At 37.1% G+C, this 22,451-nt stretch carries 7 protein-coding genes; all 7 read left to right on the top strand.

From position 1 onward, the window contains the following. The first annotated feature begins 14 nt into the window (after positions 1–14). The 7 genes from OZX58_RS02800 to OZX58_RS02830 all read left to right on the top strand — a co-directional run bounded on the left by OZX58_RS02800 (position 15) and on the right by OZX58_RS02830 (position 22,136). Complete coding sequence (locus OZX58_RS02800) at positions 15–191, top strand: hypothetical protein (protein WP_277131285.1); 177 nt, start codon at positions 15–17, stop codon at positions 189–191. Beyond that, positions 191–2,560 (top strand): preprotein translocase subunit SecA, encoded by a 2,370-nt coding sequence (secA, locus tag OZX58_RS02805; protein WP_277141379.1) that lies wholly within the window; start codon positions 191–193, stop codon positions 2,558–2,560. The genes OZX58_RS02800 and secA overlap by 1 nt, the downstream gene beginning before the upstream one ends. Positions 2,561–2,580: 20 nt before the next feature. Continuing rightward, positions 2,581–3,795 (top strand): hypothetical protein, encoded by a 1,215-nt coding sequence (locus tag OZX58_RS02810; RefSeq protein WP_277131287.1) that lies wholly within the window; start codon positions 2,581–2,583, stop codon positions 3,793–3,795. Between the two features lie 4 nt (positions 3,796–3,799). Further along, entirely contained in the window at positions 3,800–5,308 is a 1,509-nt protein-coding gene (gene asp1, locus OZX58_RS02815) for an accessory Sec system glycosyltransferase Asp1 (protein WP_277141380.1), read from the top strand. Beyond that, positions 5,305–6,858, top strand: a complete 1,554-nt coding sequence (gene asp2 / locus OZX58_RS02820; protein WP_277141381.1) for an accessory Sec system protein Asp2 — start codon at positions 5,305–5,307, stop codon at positions 6,856–6,858. The genes asp1 and asp2 overlap by 4 nt, the downstream gene beginning before the upstream one ends. Before the next feature lie 283 nt (positions 6,859–7,141). Continuing rightward, the gene (locus OZX58_RS02825; protein ID WP_277141382.1) at positions 7,142–10,837 is read left to right on the top strand and encodes a pectate lyase-like adhesive domain-containing protein; all 3,696 of its coding nucleotides are present in this window, start codon (positions 7,142–7,144) and stop codon (positions 10,835–10,837) included. Positions 10,838–11,507: 670 nt separating this feature from the next. Then, entirely contained in the window at positions 11,508–22,136 is a 10,629-nt protein-coding gene (locus OZX58_RS02830; protein ID WP_277141383.1) for an SLAP domain-containing protein, read from the top strand. The last annotated feature ends 315 nt before the right edge of the window (positions 22,137–22,451 follow it).

Below are 22,451 nucleotides of genomic sequence, written 5' to 3' on the forward strand. Positions count from 1 at the left end.
TTTGAGGTGTACTAATGAAGAACTCATTGTCCAAAAAAATTGAGGAAGACTTTGCGTACGAAAAGAAGGAATTGCCTTCAATGAAAGATCGACGCAAAACTAAATCAGAATTGGTGCTAGCTTTGTTAAATATTTTAATTGGAGCTGGTATTTTGGCGGGGATGTTATTACCCCTACTTAGTTTGAAATAATGATGCATATTAGAAATCACCAATACTGGCGAAAAACAAACCAGATTATTACATTAAAAACAGAATATGAGCAATTAAGTGATGAAGCCTTGCAGGCTAAAACTGTTGAGTTTCGTAATCGTCTTAAAGCTGGTGAGTCGCTCAATTCTTTACTTGTTGAGGCCTATGCAGTAGTTTGTGAAGCTGATAAACGTGTTTTAGGATTGTCACCTTATAAAGTTCAGATTTTTGGCGCAGTTGCCATGCAGTTTCATAATGTTATTGAAATGAAAACTGGAGAAGGAAAGACCTTGACTGCCACAATGCCGATGTATTTGCATGGCTTAGCAGGCAATGGCAATTTCCTAATCACTGCCAACAGTTATTTGGCTAAACGTGATGCCCTTAATATGGGACGCGTTTATCGGTGGCTTGGTCTAAGTGTCGGCTACAATGCTGATCTTCATGAAGAAGAAAATAAAGATGAAGATAAAGATGTAGACCAAATAAAGTATAAAAAAGAAGTTTATGCTAACGATATTGTCTACACTGACGGCGGGACATTTGGCTTCGATTATTTAACTAATAATTTGGTTAGTTCGGCTGACCAGCAGTATATGCCAGCATTTGAATTTGCGTTAATTGATGAAATTGACGCAGTTTTGCTTGATTTAGCAACTACGCCGTTAGTAATTTCTGGTCGACCGAAAGGAAAGTCGAATTATCCAGGTTTAGCTGATAAATTTATCAAAATCTGTGAAAAAGACATTGACTATGCCTTAAGTCCAGACCAGAAAAATGTTTGGTTCTTGGCTTCAGGTATTAGAAAAGCCGAAAAATTCTTTAAAATAGAAAATATTTTAACAGAAGAATATTCAAATTTATACTGCCACTTAATCTTTGCTCTGCAGGCAAATAAAATTCATCTTCGCAATCGCGATTATATTGTTGAAGATGACAAAGTAATTTTACTGGATAAAAACAGTGGTCGGAAGATGGTCGGTATGCAAATGCAGGCCGGAATACAACAAGCTATTGAAACTAAAGAAGGACTAGAGAACAGTCCGCAAGAGCAAGTTATTGCCACCATTACTTATCAAAATTTATTTCGTTTGTTCCCGCAGTTAGCAGGAATGACAGGAACAGCTAAGGGCGATAAACAGGAGTTAATGCAAGTTTATCGCTTAAATGTTGTTGAAGTACCAACTAATAAGCCAAGTATTCGTAAAGACGAACCTGATAAGGTCTTTTATACTGCTAAAGCCAAGTTGATGGCGTCACTTGACTTGGTTAAGAAGAATTATAACTTAGGGCGTCCAGTCTTGATTGAGACAGGGTCATTGACATTATCAAATTTATATTCGGAAATGCTGTTACAAGCACATATTCCGCATAGTTTGCTCAATGCATGGTCAGTTTCGCAAGAAGCAACAATGATTGAAATTGCTGGACAAGCAGGCATGATTACAGTGTCAACTTCTCTTGCCGGACGTGGGACAGATATTGTTCTTTCTCCTGAAGCTAAAAAAGCTGGCGGCTTGCTCGTGATTGGTACAGAAAAGATGCCCCTTAAGCGAATTGACGATCAATTACGTGGACGTTCTGGTCGTCAAGGACAAGCGGGAACGACGGTCTTTTACACTTCGCTGCAAGATCAATTGGTTGGTCGTTATCCTTCTAAAAAAATTGCTCGCAAAGTTACCCGTCACGAAAATGACAAGCAACAAGAGATACCGCACAGTAATCGTTATCGGCATTTCTTTAGTCGCTTACAAAAAAGTGTTAAGTATGAGGAGCAATCTTCACGCTTCATGGTTTTGGAGTATGGTGAAATTGCGCGTTTGCAGCGTGAAGCTGTTTATCAGGCTCGCGGGCAAATCATCAAGATGAATCAGGAACTAGATCAAGTTGTGATTCATAGTATGCAAAAGGCCATCAAAAATTTCCTGAATAATGAAGATTTGACTTTGGCTGAAATTAACGATTTTGTTTGTGATAATATGACCTCTGAATTTAAAAATGAATCAGAATTGGCGTCAGCTTCTTATAATGAGCGTGAGCGCTTTTTGAATAAGACAGCGTTGCAAGCATTAAAGGCTAAAAAGCATACATTAGCTAATGAAGATGCTTGGCAATATTATTTGCAGCTAGCGATTGTAAAGGCAATAGATGATGCTTGGGTTGATGAAGTAGATAATCTTGAAGCCTTGCGTTCAGTAACAGCCCAAAGAACGACAGGTCAATCTAATCCATTATTTGAATATCAAAAAGAGGCATTGGCAAGTTTTAATCGAATGAAAGAAGATATTATGCGTAATATCATGCGTAATGTACTTTGTTCTGAGGTTAATGGCAGTAACATTAAAGGAATGCGAATTTATTTTGCTTAGAATTAAGAAAGGAATTGGCGATGTTAAATAAAAAAGTTTTACATAAGCGAATTCTTTGGACATTATCGTTAGTAACAGTTTATATCTTAGGTCAGTTCATCATTATTCCGTTCGTTAAGCAAAGTGCCGCAGCTGGTTATCTAAAAGCTAATACGTTAATTGGTATTTTGGGAATGTATACTGGATCTCAAACTTCTAGGCCGTCATTGTTGATGCTCGGTATCGGGCCATACATGACGACTAATATTATGGTTCAGGCGGTTACTTCACTTGACCTAAAAAGATTAAGGCAAATTTCTCAGCACACATGGGGAATTATTACAAACTTTATCAGTTTGATAGTGGCAATTTTGCAGGCATTTCTTTATGTAAATAATTTTAAGAAGGCTTTATTGCCTGTTTATGTCAATCATCATAATATCAGTTTTTACCTGGCAATTATTATTTTGGTAACTGGTGGGATGATTTCAGTTTACCTAGCCAATGTTATTTCTGAACGAGGAATTGGTAACTCTGCAATTTTAATGGTGCCGCAGTTAGTATTGTCATTGCCGTCATTGTTGATTCGTGGTTGGGGAACCAGTCACTTTAACTTTTCAGTTATTAATACCATTATTGTTATTTTGACGACTTTAGTAGTTGTATTCTATGGCTTGGCATTAATTCGTGCCGAGGAACGGGTACCATATCGTGAACCGCAATTAATGAGTGAATTTGCTAAGTCATATTTTCCAATTAAGTTATTGACTGCGGGTGCGATGCCATTTATGTTCTCGACATCGCTGTTCATGTTGTTGCCAATGCTTGTTAAAAATTCGCCGTTAAAGGTTAGAGAATTTGTTTTTAGTATTGTTTCGATTAATAAACCAATTGGGATAGTTTTTTATGCAATTGTTATTATTTTACTGAATTTTGTTTTTGGCTTGATTACGCTGCAGCCTAGTGTTAAAGCACGTAATTTCAAAGAAAATGGTAGTTATTTTTATAAAATTGTGCCGGGAATTCAGACGGAAAAATTTATTATGCATAAGTTTACAAGATTAACTTGGGCAAGCAGCTTTATTTTGATTTGCTTAAGTATTTGGCCATTATTACTTGGTCTTTGGCTGCCGCAAATGGCCAATTTAACGCCATTTATTGGTAACTTGTTTATTTTGATTATGATTTTGGATATGATCGAGCAAGAATTTCAGACTTTAAACAGTGAAAAAGAATACGTAATTGATTTGAAATAGGTTGATGATAGAAATGTTGACACTGATTCCTGATTTACATACTAAAAACAAATTTTATCAAGAAAATACTTTGATAAGCTTATCTGCACGTTTACAAGAAGAAAATGTCGATAATCAATTGTTGCTTCTTGATGATGAAACGGATCAATTTTTGGCGAATTTTATGGGCACTAAGCCTAAGGTAATTTATTTGTTTGATGAAATTCGTGGAATTGAAACTGATGGCTCACCATTAACATTAAAGGACCTTAATATTCCAGATAACTATAAGTTAGAGACGCTGATTTATTTATCAGGAACGCAGGTAGAAGTGTTTGATGAACAAACAAGGGTCATGGAAGTTGTTATGGGTGGCAGTGGCGAACTGAAGCTGGTGACTTATTATGAAGAAGCTGGTCAAATAGTTGATCGTTATGATTTGCGCGGCTTTCGCAGTAGTCGGAGCTATTTTAATGAACAAGGTCAGTTGATTAGTAAAGAATGGTTTAATGCGACAAGTGATCTGGTAATGACGCAGAATGAGGATTTAACGATAACAATTCCAACTCGTCAGCAATCACGTTTTCAAAAATCACAATATACCAATTTAGCAGAAATTGAATGTGAATTTGCATTACCATATTTGACAGGTAAACAAAAATTATTAATTGAGCCAAGCCAAGAAAGCTTGGCGTTTCGTCATTTTTTGTTGCAAGCTCAAGTTTATTATTATTTTACTGAGTACAATCAGGTTGCTAATCTGGATTATCACATTGTCGTGCAGCAGGACCAATATTTATTTGAAAATGAAACTTTAGCTCATCTTTTTTTCGATAAACTTAAGCAGAATGACATTGATTTTGTTCCCATATGGCACATTATTCCGCCATACTTTAATGACTTTTCTCTAGGTACTAGTATGGAACAGGAGGAGCAGGTCATTTATTGGCATGTTGGTCAGATTGGTAATGATGAATTATTGAAATGCTTTTGTGAATTAATTGATTTGCTAAAAGAGAATGAAAATTTAAGAATCATGGCTGATGCTGATTTACAGTATGCGTCATTCTTTAAAGCTGTTTCAGCTGATTGGGTTGCTAGATTTAAGGATAAACTTAGCGAGATAGATGATGTTGACTCACTTGATGAAGTTGATACAACTAATTTAGATGTTGACCAAATTGAAGCTCTTGACCGTTTTGCTTGTCCAGAAAATGCAACTTATGAGCAAAAATTACCAATTTTAAGACAGGCGCATATTTTTATTGATACTGATCCAGTGACTAATTATGAATTACAACTTGAAGCAGTAAAAACAGGGATCCCTCAAATTGTTTATCAAAGTAATAATTTAATCAAAGAAGGTAAGAATGGCTTTTTGATTAAGCAAAAAGGTGAAATCAAAAAACCGGTTGAAGTCTTTTTGACTAATCTTGATAAATGGAATGTAGCTGTAGTTGAAAATGTGCGATTAATTCAACGAATGTCGCTTAGAATGGTTATTAATCAATGGAAGCGGGTGCTGCAAGGATGAGTAAAAAAAAGACATATTTGTTTCATAGTGGGGCTCAACCATTAGAAAATTTTGAAGATGCCTTAACAGACTGCTCATATATGTGGGCTGATCCGGTTAATCTTAACAAGCACAAGCTGTCACCAGTTTTTAAAAATAATGTGTTTAATCATGATTATTTATTTGCGTATTTCTTTCTTGATAAAACTTCACCATGGCTTAAAGATGTAAAGCTGCTAATGCAATTGCCAGCACATAGAATTCTTTATAGTGATGATGCGGAAATACCAGTAAATATTTCACAGGCCTTACAATTACGGGGCGCATATAAAATTAATCTGGCAAATTTGGCAGATGATGTTAATCATTATTTTTTTAATGTTGATGTTGGTTATCGGGTAAGCATCGATCAGCTTGAGCTCAATTCAGATTTGCAAAATAGGATTACTTATTATGGCGATAGCTATTTTGATGTTGAAGCAAATTTTGGCAGTCAATGGCAATATTTAGGTCAATTGTCATATAGTGTATCTGTTGTTGAACGTTATGCGACAACTCTTAAAGTTGAAATGCAGACAACAGGTTCTGCAGAATTAATGGTTGAAGTTAAGTGCTTTAATTCAGATAGGCAGTTAATTAAGACGATTTCTAAAAGTGGTGAGCAACTGCTAGACGACAATGGTGAAATTGAAATTACTGGGATTGAAACCAAATTTTTCTATAGTATTTATTATTATGTGCGTGGAAAAGGAAATGTGAGAATCGGTACATTGCATCAACGCAGATCTCGGGGTAAATATGGCTTCTTGGATCTTGGCGGTAACAAGATTATTGATCGAAATGCACTTAATGGTGAAATTGCCTATTTGTTTAATCCGGGAAATATGCAGCCGCCGCTGACAGTTTATTTTGCTGGGTATCACTCTGCTGAAACCTTTGAAGCTCGGGGAATGTTGCATTCTAAAGGGATTCCTTATTTATTAATTTCTGATTTACGGGTTGAAGGTGGTACTTTTTATCTGGGAGATGAAGAAGTTGAAAATAAACTTCTTACAGTAATTAAGGACTGTCTAGCCAAGCTGCACTTTGAGACTAAAGATCTTGTGTTATCTGGGATTTCAATGGGCACTTATGCATCGATGTATTATGGAGCTTTGCTTAGTCCGGGAGATATTGTAATTGCTAAGCCATTAATGGATTTAGGGACAATCGCTGAAAATTTGCGAATTAATCGGCCGGATGAATTTCACTGTTCAACTGATATGGTTTTGATGCTTGAAGGTAATAATGACCATGAAGCTTGTCAAAAAGTAGATGATATTATGTGGCAGCGAATTAAAGAGGGAGACTTTAGCAAGACGGATTTTGTTTTAGGTTATATGCGCAATGATGATTATGATCGTTTTGCATATAATAAATTACAGGATTTTTTGCAACAGTATTATCCTGATCGTCATGTTATTTCTAAGGGCTATTATGGTCGGCATAATGATGATAGTGCTTCAATTGCTGCTTGGTTTGAGCAACAGTTGTATCACATTCTTAGAAGTAAATATGGTCAAAAATTTTAATTTCAACTATAAAGCGTATGCTATACGCTTTATTTTTTTATAAAAATATCAAATTACTATGAATACGCTATTAATAAATATTTTGTTATCCGTTATTTCCCATAATATTAGGATTCTTAACAAATATTATAACATTTGTTACACTAAAAATATCAAATTTGTTATTTTTATAAAGCGATTTAATATATAAAAATATATTTACATATTAAACAGAATGATTTAGAATATATCAATACAAAAGTGTGAAGTATTTTGCTATGTGCATTATACGGAAAGGAAAAATATGGTAGGGAAAAATAATTTTGATGCGAAAAGTAGAAAAGCTGAATCGCAATCAAAACATGAGCGTTTTTCAATTAGAAAATTAAGCATGGGTGCAACATCTGTTTTATTGGGTGTAACATTTATGGGTCTTGGTAGTCAGACTACTAAAGCTGATACAATTGTGACACCTGCACAAACAGATGAGGCTACTACTAATCAAAATACGGTCGATTCAGCTGATAAAGCAGTTAAAAAGGCCGATCTTACTAGTTATAAAGGCTTAACGTCTTATTTGAATAACAAGTCAGATAATAAAAAAGCTGCTAAAACTGCTACTGCAAGTCAAGAACAAGTAACAGTAAAAGAACAGGCAGCTGATGTTAAGCAAGACGAATCAACTGCTACTACTGCAACTAAATCAACTGCTGTTTCAGCACAAGATGATTCTAAGGCTGCTAAGACAACAAAAGCTTCAACAGATTCTGATTCTAATGTAGACATTGCTGCACCAGCAGCCACAGATTCTGCAGCTACTGCAGCAGTTGCTAAGCCAGCTGAAGCAACAGATACAGCTGCATCAAAAACTGATGTTACTGATCAAGCTAACGTTCCTGTAACTAAGGCAGCTGATCCAACTGTTGGTCCCCAAGCGATTGGTTCTGTAAGACAAGTAACTACGTGGCAAGAATTTGTAACTGCACTTCAAGATGCAACGGTTGGCGAAATCGATCTTGAAAATGATATTGCTTCTAACAATTCTAGTGGTAAAGCAGATGTCAACTTCCCAGAGCGTAAGATTTTGATTCAATCAGATCCAGCTAAGAATAAACGCTTTATTCTTGATTTGCACTATTCAGGTCCTAGACCTAATGATGGCTCAACAGATGCTGCTAATCGGGGTACAACTGATTTAACTTATCGTAACTTGAGTATTTATACTCAAAGTTACTACGGACTTGATAATACCGTTGATGGTACTATAACACCATGTAAGTTAACGCTTGATAATATTGACTTCGTTGGTTCACAGGTTACTTATAGTGGCCGGAATTGTGATATTTATATTAAGAATACGGTTACTGCTGATGCCGTACAATCATATGTTGGACCACTTGATGGTAAGACATATACTTGTGATGGCGGTGGACAACAGTTATTTGAACTTTACCAACCAGGGCAAAACTTGATTTTCACTAAGGATTGTAAGTTTGTTGGTTCTTCAAGTGATGGTAACGTGCTTGAACTGGATCAGGGTAGTGCTACTACTGATGCTAATGGTAGATCACAGACAAATAATATCTTAATTGATAGTGGTGCAGATGTAACTCTGAATCCTCGTAAAGATCCTGGTACTAACGCTGATATTGCTCAAAATACTGTTAAAGCCAGTGGAATTTTCGTTAATAATGGTGAAGGTTCTGTTACTGTTAATAAGCGGGCAAAATTAACTATTAATGTTGGTACGCCTGATTATACTGGTGGTTTAGATATGCACCGGTCAGCTGCGATTATGTTAACCAGTAAAACTGGTAATAATGCGAAGTTGATCGATAATGGTACGATTGACATTAATACTAATGGTGATATTTCAAACAGTACTGGTGGGGCTACTAGAGCAGGAAGTTTGATTTTCGATCAAGGTAGTTTATTAGTTGGTCCTGGTGCATCTCTTAATATATATGGTAAGAACATGCAAGACTATACCGGTACATTGGTTTACATTACTGGTAAAGCAGACCTGAATAACGGATCATTGCATATTGAATTGCAAGATGATCCTAAGCATCCGGGAGATAATGCATATGGTGCCGGTACCAAGCCGATTACTTTACTTGATGTTTCCAGCTCAGCTGCCTTAACTGTTAACAACCCAAATGAACTAGTCTTAAATGCTTCTAAGAATACGGCTGCAGGTACAAGTATCATTGGTGATAGTGCGATTAACATTAAAAATGTTCGTCAGGTATTTGACTTTAGTTCACTTTATCCAGGAATGAAGCCAGTTACTTTACCACCATTCCACGTTTTGAATGTTCAAAAGAAGACTGTTGGCGGTAAACAAACAATTGGTGTTAATAAGATTTCAGTTTTAAATGGCAAGCAAACAATTTCTACTCAGACGCTGCAAACTCTTCAAACTGATCTTGCTAAGCCAGAAAATGCATCTTTAGTAGCATTATTCCAAAAAGTATTTGGTCAAAATTATATGGCTGTATTGCAAAATTATGCTACTAGCAAAACACCATATGACCAAATCTTTAGTGATATAATTTCTTCAGCGTTCTCTGATCCAACTAACCCAGGCTATAACAATATTAGAATGGTATCACCTAATGAGGGTGGATTCTTGGATATTGAAGATGATAATGGCGTACCAGGTCAAGCCTCATATCATCAAAATCCTAATGGCTCAATTACAATTTCTGGGAAAGTAGATAACTTTAACTATGCTACAGATGGTCCAGTACAATCTGATAATTTGTTTAGTAAGTTAATGAACTGTGGTACAGATGCTTATGTTAAAGCGCAAATTAGAGGACAATCAGGAATTATTTCTGATCCTGCTAATCCAGTAGCTGACCCATATGCTAATACTAATGATGTCTTGTCAGATTTAAATCATGTTTATAGTGCTAAGACTAGTCCAGATGGTACGTTTAGTATCACAATTCCAGCAGGGACAACTGGATTATTCAGTGGTGCAGCAATTGACTTAACTCCAGAAGCTAACTTCATTGGTTATGACCCTGAAATCCCAGACAAGATGGCAACTGTTTACCTTGGTAATATCATGGACTTGAAGCAGATGAAGGCTGCTACTGAAAAAGACCTTGATGCTGGTTTGGATAGTGCAACAGCTCGTGTAAAGGGTTCTGGATTAAGTGTAGCTGATCAAACACCGCACTTAGACAAGATTCAAAAGGCTCATGATGATGCTATTTACTACATTGATAATGCAACTGACTTTGAGACGATTAACTATCAATATACAAAAGCATTAGATGTTTATAACCATGAAGCTGCTAAGTCTGAACTTGAAGCTTATGCTAATAATTGCATTACAGTATTGAATATTACGGATACAAGTGTTCGTCAACAGATTGCTGATGAAGTTAAAGCTGGTGATGGCTATATTGACAGCCAACATGGTAGTACAAGAACAGAAGCTAAGACAGATTACTCAGCAATTAATCAAGCTCGTGATACATATACCAATCAAGTACTTAATATATGTAAGTCATGGTTAAATGGCTTACTTAAAGAGCAAGGTACTAATGCTAAAGCAGAATTGGATAAGCATCCGGAAATAACCAATGCTAGTGATTTAAAAGGCTTGATTGATGATACTATTAGTATAGCTAGTCAAAGCATTACTATGGCTACTAGTGCTGATAAACTTAATACAATATATCAAGATAGTAAGAGTAAAATTGCAAGTTTTTCTTCGGCTAAGTTAAATGCTCAGCTTAAGCGAGAAGCAACGACTAATATTAAGAATAAATGGGTTACTGCCAGAACTAGTTTAATGAAACTCACTAAATTAACAGTTTCCCATAAAGCTACGTATCAGTCACAGTTAACTAGTGCCTTAACAGCAGGTATTTCAGCGGTTAATGCGGCAACAACGGATACGGAGATAACTACTGCTTATAATGATTTTTCGGCTAAAGTAGACGCAATTATTGCTGCTGCCACTGCAGAAAATAATCAATAGTAATATTTCGTTCTAGAAAATGTAAAAAGCATTCTAAAACTATGATTTAGAATGCTTTTTTGCTTGAATTTAAATTTAAACAGAGTATGTATAATAAATTATAGGTAATTTTAGATAAGCGGTTTCTTTTTAATGTAATACATATATATTTTACGAATATATTTAATTTTGCATTATATTAACTTTAATTAGGTAAGCGGTTTTTCTATTTAAAATTTAATATTTAGTAAAAGTATATAAAAATAAATTATTTTTTTTATTAATTATTTCAAGCCATAATTATTATAATTTATAAATGTGTTATTTAATTTATGCAGTAAAAATAAAGACTTTTATTAAATATTATAAAAAATTATAGCATTTATATACGATTATTATTTAATAAACATGTTATTGTTATAAAAAGTAATTGTGTACAAATAGGCATTGAATTTATTGAATTAATTATTATAATAGTTACAGTTAGGTCATTAATATGTGGCTTATAAAAAGTGTGTAATAAAAGTGATTGTTATCAAAAAGATAACAGATAATGTGGTTTTATGATTATTGTTAGAGATAATAGTAAAACCACCTCTTCAGGTCTAACTAGGATTAATGTAAGTTAGTGCTAAAGAACGGGTAACCGTCATGAAATCCAAGTTAACTATTATTAAGTTAGGTGTGTAAGATGGTAGATTCAGATCAAAAGAAAAAGTTAGAGAAGGAAATAGTAGAGAAAGAGAAAATTGATAAAGCAAGAGCACTCAGACGTAATTTATTAGCTGCGAGTACTGCCGGAATTGGTGGTATTTTAGGTGGAATATTGAGTTCACCGCAAGTTGCCCATGCGGCAACTACAGTGCCTAAGGTCAAGACAAGTAGTTTTGAACATTTATTGGTTAATGCCAACTCGGCAGAAATTCCGGCTTCGCAAAGTGCAACCCAATTAAGCACAACGAAGACTAAGGAAACAATTAATTCCAATAGTAATGCGGAAGCAGTCAGCCAAAAACAAACTAGGGCTGCTCAAAGTCAGGTAGTAAAGACAACTGCCGAAACAAAAGCGCAGAGTTCAGCTGCTAAAACTAAGACAACAGGTGCTAGTTCACAGGCAGTCAAGACAGAATCAGCTTCAACGAGTGCAACTAGTCAAGCAAGCCGGGCGCAAGAAATTGTGCAGTCGCAAGCAGCTAAAGAAACTAAGGAAACTGTAAGTTCACAGGTTAATGTGCAGGATGAGTATGACATTAATTCAGAGGCTAATTCAATTGCCAATGATTTTACTAATACTAGTGCCAACCATTCATCACTGACGGATTATGTATCTAATTCACAGTCGAAGAGTTTTGCCAATAATACCAGTGATACTTCCGCATCCAGGAGCTTAACGGATAAGAGTTCATTAGCAGCTTCTTTGGCTAATTCATTAGCCAGCAGTATGGATGCCAGTCAAACATCACAAATTAATGCCGATGGTAATGATATTGTTGATAGTATAACAATTGCGGGAAACTCAGAAGATGCTTCTAATAACTCGCAAGCTGATTCAGGCTTTATTTCAGGAGCGGATTTTGGTAGCAGTTCATTCCAAAACTGGGTAAGCGATAGTTACTCACATTCGGCAAGTTTAGCTAGTGATGCCGCGCAAAGTTTTGCCAACAGTTTGTCTAGATCAAACACGATTAGTAAGCTGAATAGTCAAAGCATTAGTTTGTCAGTTTATAAGAATAAGAGTTTTGCCGATTCAGATTCGCAAAGTGCTGGAATTAGTCAAGCTGAAAGTCTTAGTGCCTCAGATGCTAGTGCGAGCAGCGTTACTGATTCAAAGCTTGTTTCAAACAGTAAATCATTGAGTGCATGGTATTTGTCTACTAGTCAAAAAGTAACGGAAGAAAGTATGAATGCTTCCTCATTGAGTCTAGAGGATAGTCAGAATGTTTCGACGGTTGCTTCACAGTCATATTCATTCTCAATCCATACATCACTGAGAAAATCGACTGACATGAGCTTCTCAAACTCAGCCGCAACCTCAGCAATTACTAGTATGAAGGCCGAAGTCTTCAAACTGAGTCAGTCAATTAGTATTAGTAATTCGCTTAAGGATTCGCAATTGACTAGTTTGAGTAATGTTTCGCTGGCAGCTTCAGAGAGTATTTCTAATAGTATTAATGCCAGTTTAAGTGCTTCCGAAGTAACAAGTAAGAACTATGCTTCAACAGTTTCACGTTATCTGGAGTTGAGCAACAGTAACTCTTCAATGCACGCTGTTGTTTCGAACAAGAATTCGAAATACGCCGCAAGTGCTTCAGCTGCAAGTGCCGCTTCAATTAGTGCCAGCTTGGCTGAATCGCAGAGTAAGATCGCGGTAATTTCTAAGTCAAATTCCGCAAGCTTAGTAGCTAGCTCCCAAGCATCAAACGCAGCTTCACTTGCCTTAAGTAAGAACATAGCTGATTATAATTCAGCTTCAGCTTCAGCTGGCAGCTATATTAATTCGGCTAGTCTGTCGGCAAGCAAGAACAGCACGAGCATGAATGAGAGCATGACTTCAGAGACTAGTCGGCTGCATGCGTCATTGACTTCACGAGGACAACAATTGTCTGCCAGCATGCAAAACTCCTTGTCAGAAGCTGGTAGTTTATCAGATGCCGCAACGCACTCCGAAATTGAAAGCTTGTTAATCGACAACTCTCAAATGAGTCAGAGCGAAAGCCAATCGATGGTTAACAGTGCCAATAATAGTGGTTCAATCAGTGACAGCAACAGTAAGGTCATTGCCGACAGCCAAAGTCAAAGCTATAGTAAATCGCTTAGTGACAGTAACTCAGTTGCAAGTAGTGCTAGCGAAAGTTATAGTGCTTCATTGAGTAAGAGTAACTCGACAGCCGTCAGCCAAAGCAACAGTATCTCCAAGAGTTTGCAGGATTCATTTGCCTCAGCCATTAACGCCTCAGGCAATTCGAATGCCGAGGAAAGCTTGAGCAATAGTAAATCATTGAGTCAAAGCAATTCCAAAGTTGCAAGTGCCAGCGAAAGCTTTAGTACTTCCATTAGTGATAGTAACAGTTTAGCTAGTCAAAGTACTTCGAAGAGTCAAAAGGACAGCAAGTCATTGGCTGATAGTCAAAGTCAAAGTTACAGCACTTCATTAAGTCAAAGTAATTCAGCAGCGGTTAGCCAAAGCAATAGTATTTCGAAGAGTCTGCAGGATTCATTTACCTCAGCCATCAATGCTTCAGGTAACTCGAATGCTTCAGAGAGTCAAAGTACTAGTTACTCATTGAGCCAAAGTAATTCGAAGGTTGTAAGTGCTAGCGAAAGCTTTAGTACTTCAATTAGTGACAGTAACAGTGTTGCCAGTCAGAGTACTTCGAAGAGTCAAAGTACCAGCAAGTCAACAGCTGATAGTGCTAGTGAAAGCTATAGTACCTCAATCAGCGACAGTAACAGTGTTGCCAGTCGCAGTACTTCCATCAGCCAAAGCAATAGTAAATCATTGGCTGATAGCCAAAGTCAAAGCTACAGCACTTCACTGAGTCAGAGTAATTCAACGGCAATTAGTCAAAGTAATAGTATTTCAAAGAGTTTGCAAGATTCATTTACTTCAGCAATCAATGCTTCAGGTAACTCAAATGCTTCAGAAAGTCAAAGTACTAGTTACTCACTGAGTCAAAGCAATTCGAAGGTTGTAAGTGCTAGCGAAAGCTTCAGTACTTCAATCAGCGATAGTAACAGTGTTGCCAGTCGCAGTACTTCCATCAGCCAAAGTAACAGTAAGTCATTGGCTGATAGCCAAAGCCAAAGTTACAGTGCTTCATTAAGTAATAGCGATCAACTTGCAAGTACAAGTCGTTCAGCAAGTGAAAGCCAAAGTAAATCTAAGGTAGATAGTGCTAGTGAAAGCTATAGTGATTCTGTCAATAACAGTTCATATTCAGCAAGTAGAAGTACTTCACTTAGCCAGAGAGATAGTAAGTTTATTGTCGATAGTCAAAGTGATAGCTTCAGTACTTCAATTAGTGATAGTAACTATTCAGCTAGTCAAAGTACTTCAATTAGTCAAAGAGACAGTAAGTCATTAGCTGATAGTCAAAGTCAAAGCTACAGCACTTCATTAAGTCAAAGTAATTCAACAGCAGTCAGCCAAAGCAACAGTATTTCGAAGAGTCTGCAGGATTCATTTACCTCAGCCATCAATGCTTCAGGTAACTCGAATGCTTCAGAAAGCCAAAGTGCTAGTCATTCACTGAGTCAAAGCAATTCGAAAGTTGCTAGTGCTAGCGAAAGCTTCAGTACTTCAATCAGCGACAGTAACAGTGCTGCAAGTCAAAGCACTTCCAAGAGTCAAAAGGACAGCAAATCAGCAGCTGACAGTGCAAGTCAAAGTTACAGTACATCATTAAGTGATAGTAATTCCGTAGCAAACAGCAAGAGCCAAAGCTATAGTAATTCAGTTAATGACAGTAATACTTCAGCTAGTCAAAGTACTTCCAAGAGTCAAAAGGATAGCAAGTCAACAGCTGATAGCCAAAGTGAAAGTTATAGTACTTCAATTAGTGATAGTAATTCGAAGATTGCTAGTGAGAGTAAGAGCTACAGTACATCATTAAGTAACAGTAATTCAACTGCAGTTAGCCAAAGTAATAGTATTTCTAAGAGTTTGCAGGATTCATTTAATTCAGCAATGAACGCTTCAGGTAATTCAAATGCTTCAGCTAGTGAAAGTAACAGCACTTCATTAAGTGACAGCAATTCAAAAGTTAATAGTACTAGTCAAAGCTATAGTACCTCAATTAGTGACAGTAACTCGACTGCAATTAGCCAGAGTAACAGCACTTCAAAGAGTACTCAAGATTCACTTACATCTGCAAGCTTAAGCAATAGTACCAGCAACTCTAAAGCAGCTAGTCAAAGTGAAAGCTTCAGTACATCAGTAAGTAACAGTGATTACCTTGCAAGTACAAGTCGCTCAGCTAGTGAAAGTCAAAGTAGATCTAAGGCTGACAGTGCTAGCCAAAGCTACAGTGATTCTGTCAACAACAGTTCATACTCAGCAAGCAAGAGTACTTCAATTAGTCAAAGAGACAGTCAATCATTAGTAGATAGTCAAAGCCAAAGCTATAGCCTTTCATTGAGTAACAGTAACTCAACAGCAATTAGCCAAAGCAACAGTATTTCTAAGAGTTTACAAGATTCATTTGCATCTGCAATGAACGCTTCAGGGAATGCTAATGCTTCAACTAGTGAGAGCACCAGTCAATCACTAAGTGATAGCAATTCTAAGGTTGCTAGTGCAAGCCAAAGTTACAGCACATCAATTAGTGACAGTAACTCAGTTGCTGCAAGTCAAAGCAACAGCACTTCAAAGAGTATGCAAGATTCACTTACCTCAGCAAGTTTGAGTAATAGCGTAAGCAACTCTAAAGCAGTTAGTCAAAGTGAGAGTTTTAGTACTTCAATTAGTAATAGTGATTACCTTGCAAGTACAAGTCGCTCAGCTAGTGAAAGCAACAGTAAGTCAAAGGCAGATAGTGCTAGTGAGAGCTACAGTGATTCTGTCAACAACAGTTCATACTCAGCAAGCAAGAGTACTTCAATTAGTCAAAGAGACAGTCAATCATTGACAGATAGCCAAAGTGATAGTACTAGCATCTCATTGAATAATAGTAATGTTTCTGCAAGTCAGAGTTACAGTACTTCAATTAATGACAGCAACGCTTCAGCAAGTCTAAGTACTTCAAAGAGTCAAAAGGATAGTAAGTCATTAGCAGATAGTCAAAGCCAAAGTTACAGTACCTCAATTAGCGATAGTAATTCGTTAGTTGACAGCAGAAGTCAAAGTTACAGTGCTTCATTGAGCAACAGTAATTCAACTGCAATTAGTGACAGTAACAGTATCTCGAAGAGCTTACAAGATTCATTCACATCAGCAATGAATGCTTCAGGCAATGCCAACGCTTCAACTAGTGAGAGTACCAGTCAATCAATGAGTGACAGTAATTCGAAGGTTGCTAGTGCAAGTCAAAGTTACAGTACCTCAATTAGTGATAGTAACTCAACTGCAGTAAGTCAAAGTAACAGCACTTCAAAGAGTATGCAAGATTCACTTACCTCAGCAAGTTTGAGCAATAGCGTAAGTAATTCTAAAGTTGTTAGTCAAAGCGAAAGTTTCAGTACTTCAGTAAGTAATAGTGACTATGCTGCAAGTACAAGTCGTTCAGCTAGTGAAAGTAACAGTAAGTCTAAAGCTGACAGTGCTAGCCAAAGCTACAGTGATTCTGTCAACAATAGTTCATATTCAGCAAGCAGAAGTACTTCGATTAGTCAAAAAGACAGTCAATCATTGGCAGATAGCCAAAGTGATAGTACTAGCATCTCATTGAATAACAGTAATGTTTCTGCCAGCCAAAGCTACAGTACTTCAATTAGTAATAGTAATTCATTAGTTGATAGTAGAAGTCAAAGTTACAGCCTTTCATTAAGTAACAGTAACTCAACTGCAGTAAGTGAAAGCAACAGTATCTCGAAGAGCTTACAAGATTCATTTGCATCAGCAATGAATGCTTCAGGCAATGCCAACGCTTCAGCTAGTGAGAGCACCAGTAAGTCACTGAGTGATAGTAATTCGAAGGTTGCTAGCGCAAGTCAAAGTTACAGCACTTCAATTAGTGACAGTAATTCGGCTGCGGCAAGTCAAAGCAATAGTACTTCAAAGAGTATGCAAGATTCACTTATCTCAGCAAGTTTGAGTAATAGCGTAAGCAACTCTAAGACAGTCAGCCAAAGCGAAAGCTTCAGTACTTCAGTAAGTAATAGCGATTATGCTGCAAGTACAAGTCGTTCAGCTAGTGAAAGTAACAGTAAGTCTAAAGCTGACAGTGCAAGTCAAAGCTACAGTGATTCTGTCAACAACAGTTCATACTCAGCAAGCAAGAGCACTTCAATTAGCCAAAGGGATAGTCAATCGTTAGCTAATAGCCAAAGTGATAGCACCAGCATCTCATTGAGTAACAGTAATGCTTCTGCAAGTCAGAGTTACAGTACTTCAATTAGTAATAGCAATTCATTAGTTGATAGCAGAAGCCAAAGCTACAGCCTTTCATTAAGCAATAGTAACTCAACAGCAATTAGTGACAGCAATAGTATTTCTAAGAGCTTACAAGATTCGTTCACTTCAGCAATGAACGCTTCAGGTAACGCTAATACAGAAATGAGTAAGAGCTACAGCAATTCACTCAGTCTTAGTGAATCAAAGGCAATGGTTGCAAGTTTGAGTGCAAGCAAGTCACTTAGTGAAAGTAATTCAGTAGTTGTTAGCCAAAGTGAAAGCTTCAGTACTTCAATTAGTAATAGTAACTACCTTGCAAGTACAAGTCGTTCAGCTAGCGAAAGTCAAAGTAAGTCATTAGCTGACAGTACAAGTGAAAGCTACAGTGCATCTGTCAACAACAGTTCGTACTCAGCAAGTTTGAGTATCTCTGCAAGTCAAAGAGACAGTCAATCGTTAGCTAATAGTCAAAGTGAAAGCAATAGTATATCATTGAATAATAGTAATATTTCAGCAAGCAAGAGTACTGCAACTAGCGAAAGTCAAAGTCAATCAGCTGCAAATAGTACTAGTCAAAGTTACAGCACATCAGTTAATGACAGTAGTACTTCAGCAAGTCTAAGTACTTCAAAGAGTCAAAAAGACAGTAAGTCATTAGCAGATAGCCAAAGCCAAAGCTATAGCACATCGATTAGTGATAGTAATTCATTAATGGTCAGTGCAAGTCAAAGTTACAGTATTTCATTGAGCAACAGTAACTCAACAGCAATTAGTGACAGCAACAGTATCTCTAAGAGTTTACAAGATTCATTCGCATCAGCAATGGATGCTTCAGGTAGTGCCAACACAGAAGCAAGCAAGAGTTACAGCAATTCACTTAGTCTTAGTGAATCAAAGGCAATGGTTGCAAGCTTGAGTGCAAGCAAGTCATTGAGTCAAAGCAACTCAGTAGTCGTTAGCCAAAGTGAAAGCTTCAGTACTTCAATTAGTAATAGTAACTACCTTGCAAGTACAAGTCGTTCAGCTAGCGAAAGTCAAAGTAAATCATTAGCTGACAGTACAAGTGAAAGTTACAGTGCATCTGTCAACAACAGTTCATACTCAGCTAGCTTGAGTATCTCTGCAAGTCAAAGAGACAGTCAATCGTTAGCTAATAGCAATAGCGAAAGCTACAGTAACTCAATTAACAACAGCAATTCATTAGCAAGTCAAAGTACTTCAACTAGTCAAAAAGACAGTAAGTCATTGGCAGCTAGTGAAAGCATGAGTTACAGTGCTTCATTAAGTGACAGTAATGCTTCTGCAAGTCAAAGCATGTCAACTAGTCAAAGCAACAGTAAGTCAACTGCAACAAGTCTTAGCGATAGTTACAGTAAGTCATTGAGTGATAGTAACTTGTCAGCAGCTGGTAATAGTGAAAGCTATAGCAAGTCACTGAGTGATAGTGCTTCAGTAGCAGTTACAGCTAGTCTGAGTGCAAGCAAGTCATTGAGCGAAAGTAACTCAGTAGTTGTTAGCCAAAGTGAAAGCTACAGCACTTCGATTAGTAACAGTAATTACTTAGCAAGTATCAGTCGTTCAACTAGCGAAAGCCAAAGCAAGTCATTAGCTGATAGTATTAGCACCAGTTACAGTACTTCAATTAGTGCTAGTGATTACCTTGCAAGTACAAGTCGTTCAACTAGTGAAAGCAATAGTAAGTCATTAGCTGACAGTACAAGTGAAAGCTACAGCATTTCTGTCAACAACAGTTCATACTCAGCAAGTTTGAGTATCTCTGCAAGTCAAAGAGACAGTCAATCGTTAGCTAACAGCAATAGCGAAAGCTACAGCAACTCAATTAATGACAGTAACTCATTAGCAAGTCAAACCACTTCAACTAGTCAAAGCAACAGTAAGTCAACTGCAACAAGTCTTAGCGATAGTTACAGTAAATCACTGAGTGATAGTACTTCAGTAGCAGTTGCTGCAAGCTTGAGTGCAAGCAAGTCATTGAGCGAAAGCAACTCAGTAGTTGTCAGTCAAAGTGAAAGCTTCAGTACTTCAATTAGTAACAGTAACTACCTTGCAAGTAACAGCCGCTCAGCTAGCGAAAGCCAAAGCAAGTCATTAGCTGACAGCACAAGTGAAAGCTACAGCATTTCTGTCAACAACAGTTCATACTCAGCAAGCTTGAGTATCTCTGCAAGTCAAAGAGATAGTCAATCAATTGCTAATAGTCAAAGCGAAAGCTACAGCAACTCATTAAGTGCAAGTAACTCAGCAGTCGCTAGTGCAAGCTTGAGTGCTAGTCAATCAGAAAGTGAAAGTACTTCAACTATTCTTAGTCAAATCGCAAGCTTCAGTACTTCGATTAGTACAAGCAACTATGTTGCAAGTAACAGCCGTTCAACTAGCGAAAGCCAAAGCAAGTCATTAGCTGACAGCACAAGTGAAAGCTACAGCATTTCTGTCAACAACAGTTCATACTCAGCAAGCTTGAGTGTTTCAGCAAGTCAAAGAGATAGTTTGTCACTTGCTAACAGCAATAGTGAAAGCTACAGCAACTCAATTAATGATAGTAATTCATCAGCAAGTCTAAGTCGTTCAACTAGTCAAAGTGACAGCAAGTCATTGGCAGATAGTGAAAGCATCAGCTACAGTACTTCAATTAGTAACAGTGATTCAACAACAGTTAGTGCAAACTACAGTAACAGTAAATCACTGAGCGAAAGCAATTCAATAGCTATCAGTCAGAGCGAAAGCTTCAGTACTTCAATTAGTGAAAGTAACCAATCTGCTTCTATGAGTACTTCAGATAGTCAATCAAATAGTAAGTCAGATGCTGATAGCAATAGTCACAGTTACAGTACTTCAATCAGCGACAGCAACTCAGTAGGTGCTAGCGAAAGCAACAGCTTCAGTGATTCAATTAGTACTAGTGATTACTTCGCAAGCATGAGTCGCTCAACTAGCGAAAGTCAAAGTAAGTCATTAGCTGATAGTACTAGTGAAAGCTACAGTGCATCTGTCAACAATAGTTCATACTCAGCAAGCTTGAGTCTCTCTACTAGTGAAAGAGACAGTAAGTTTACAGCAGATAGAGCTAGTGAGAGTTACAGTACATCACTTAGCCTCAGCAACTCAATCGTTGTTAGTCAAAGTGAAAGCTTCAGCGTATCAATTAGTACTAGTGATTACCTCGCAAGCATGAGTCGTTCAACTAGTGAGAGTCAAAGTAAGTCAATTGCTGATAGTACAAGCGATAGCTTCAGTGTATCAATTAGTACTAGTGACTACCTTGCAAGCATGAGCCGTTCAACTAGTGACAGCCAAAGCAAGTCAATTGCTGACAGCACAAGTGAAAGCTACAGTACTTCAATTAGTGATAGCAACAGTTCAGCTAGCGCAAGTATGAGTCGCAGCAATTCAATTGTAAGTAGTGCCAGCGAAAGCTTAAGTACTTCGATCAGTGACAGTAATAGTTCTGCCAGTGCAAGTACTTCAGTAAGTGATAGTAACAGTACCTCAATCGTAGAAAGCACCAGTGTCAGTCAAAGTACTTCAACTAGTGTAAGTATGAGTGATAGTATTTCAACATCAACTGTTGTCAGTCAAAGTACAAGTACTTCAATTAGTAACAGTAATTCTGTAGCTAGTGACTGGAACGGTGGTGGCAACTATGTACCATCTTCAACTACACCTACATCAACTTCTGCATCTACTTCAACTTCATTGGCTGCAGACAATGTGGTAATTAAGAAGTTGCGTCACAATGCCTATGTTTACGATAAGAATGGTAACCGGGTTAGTGATCTAGTTATGTCAATTGGCACAGCGGTTAAGACATATGGTGATAAGAAGTTAATTAACGGACGTTACTACTACTACATTGGTGACGATCATTACGTTGTTGCAAAGAACTTCGATGGTTTTGAAGAAGATTTGCACCACAATGCTTATATATATAACTCTAAAGGTCAACGTGTTGGCAAGACTGTTCTGAAGAAGGGCAAGAAGGTCAAGGCCTTTGAAACGATCAATGCTAAGGGACGTAAGTTCTACAGTATCTTACACGGTAAATATGTTGCAGCAGGTAACTTCAAGGGTAAGGAATTACGCTTAAAGCATAATGCCTATGTTTACAACGAAAAAGGTCACCGTGTAAGTGACAAGATATTAGCCAAAGGTAAAAAGATGAAGATCTATGGTGTTAAAGTAATTAATGGTAAGAAGTATTACCATTGTCGCTATGGTCAATACATCTTGGCTGGTAATTTTAAGAAATAATGTAACGCATCATTGTAAATAAACTAAGAAAGCATCCTCATTATGAGGGTGCTTTTTTTGGTGTAAATATTGAAATATAGGTTGACTACACGTTAAAATGTTGTTAATATATTAAATATAAATTAGATAAAAAGGAGATGGCTCTAATGGAAAACGCAAATATTATTAAGCAAATTGCTATTAGAGCTATTTCTGCACTAAAATCATTAGCCTTGTTGTTGAACGTAAAGGACTTGACCTAGATAATTACTAAAAATTAGTAATTGATTGTAGTTAAGCCCTTATTCGCGTTCTAATGAATGGGGCTGAACTACA

This window comes from Lactobacillus sp. ESL0680, assembly GCF_029392855.1.
In the GTDB taxonomy this organism is placed as follows: Bacteria; Bacillota; Bacilli; order Lactobacillales; family Lactobacillaceae; genus Lactobacillus.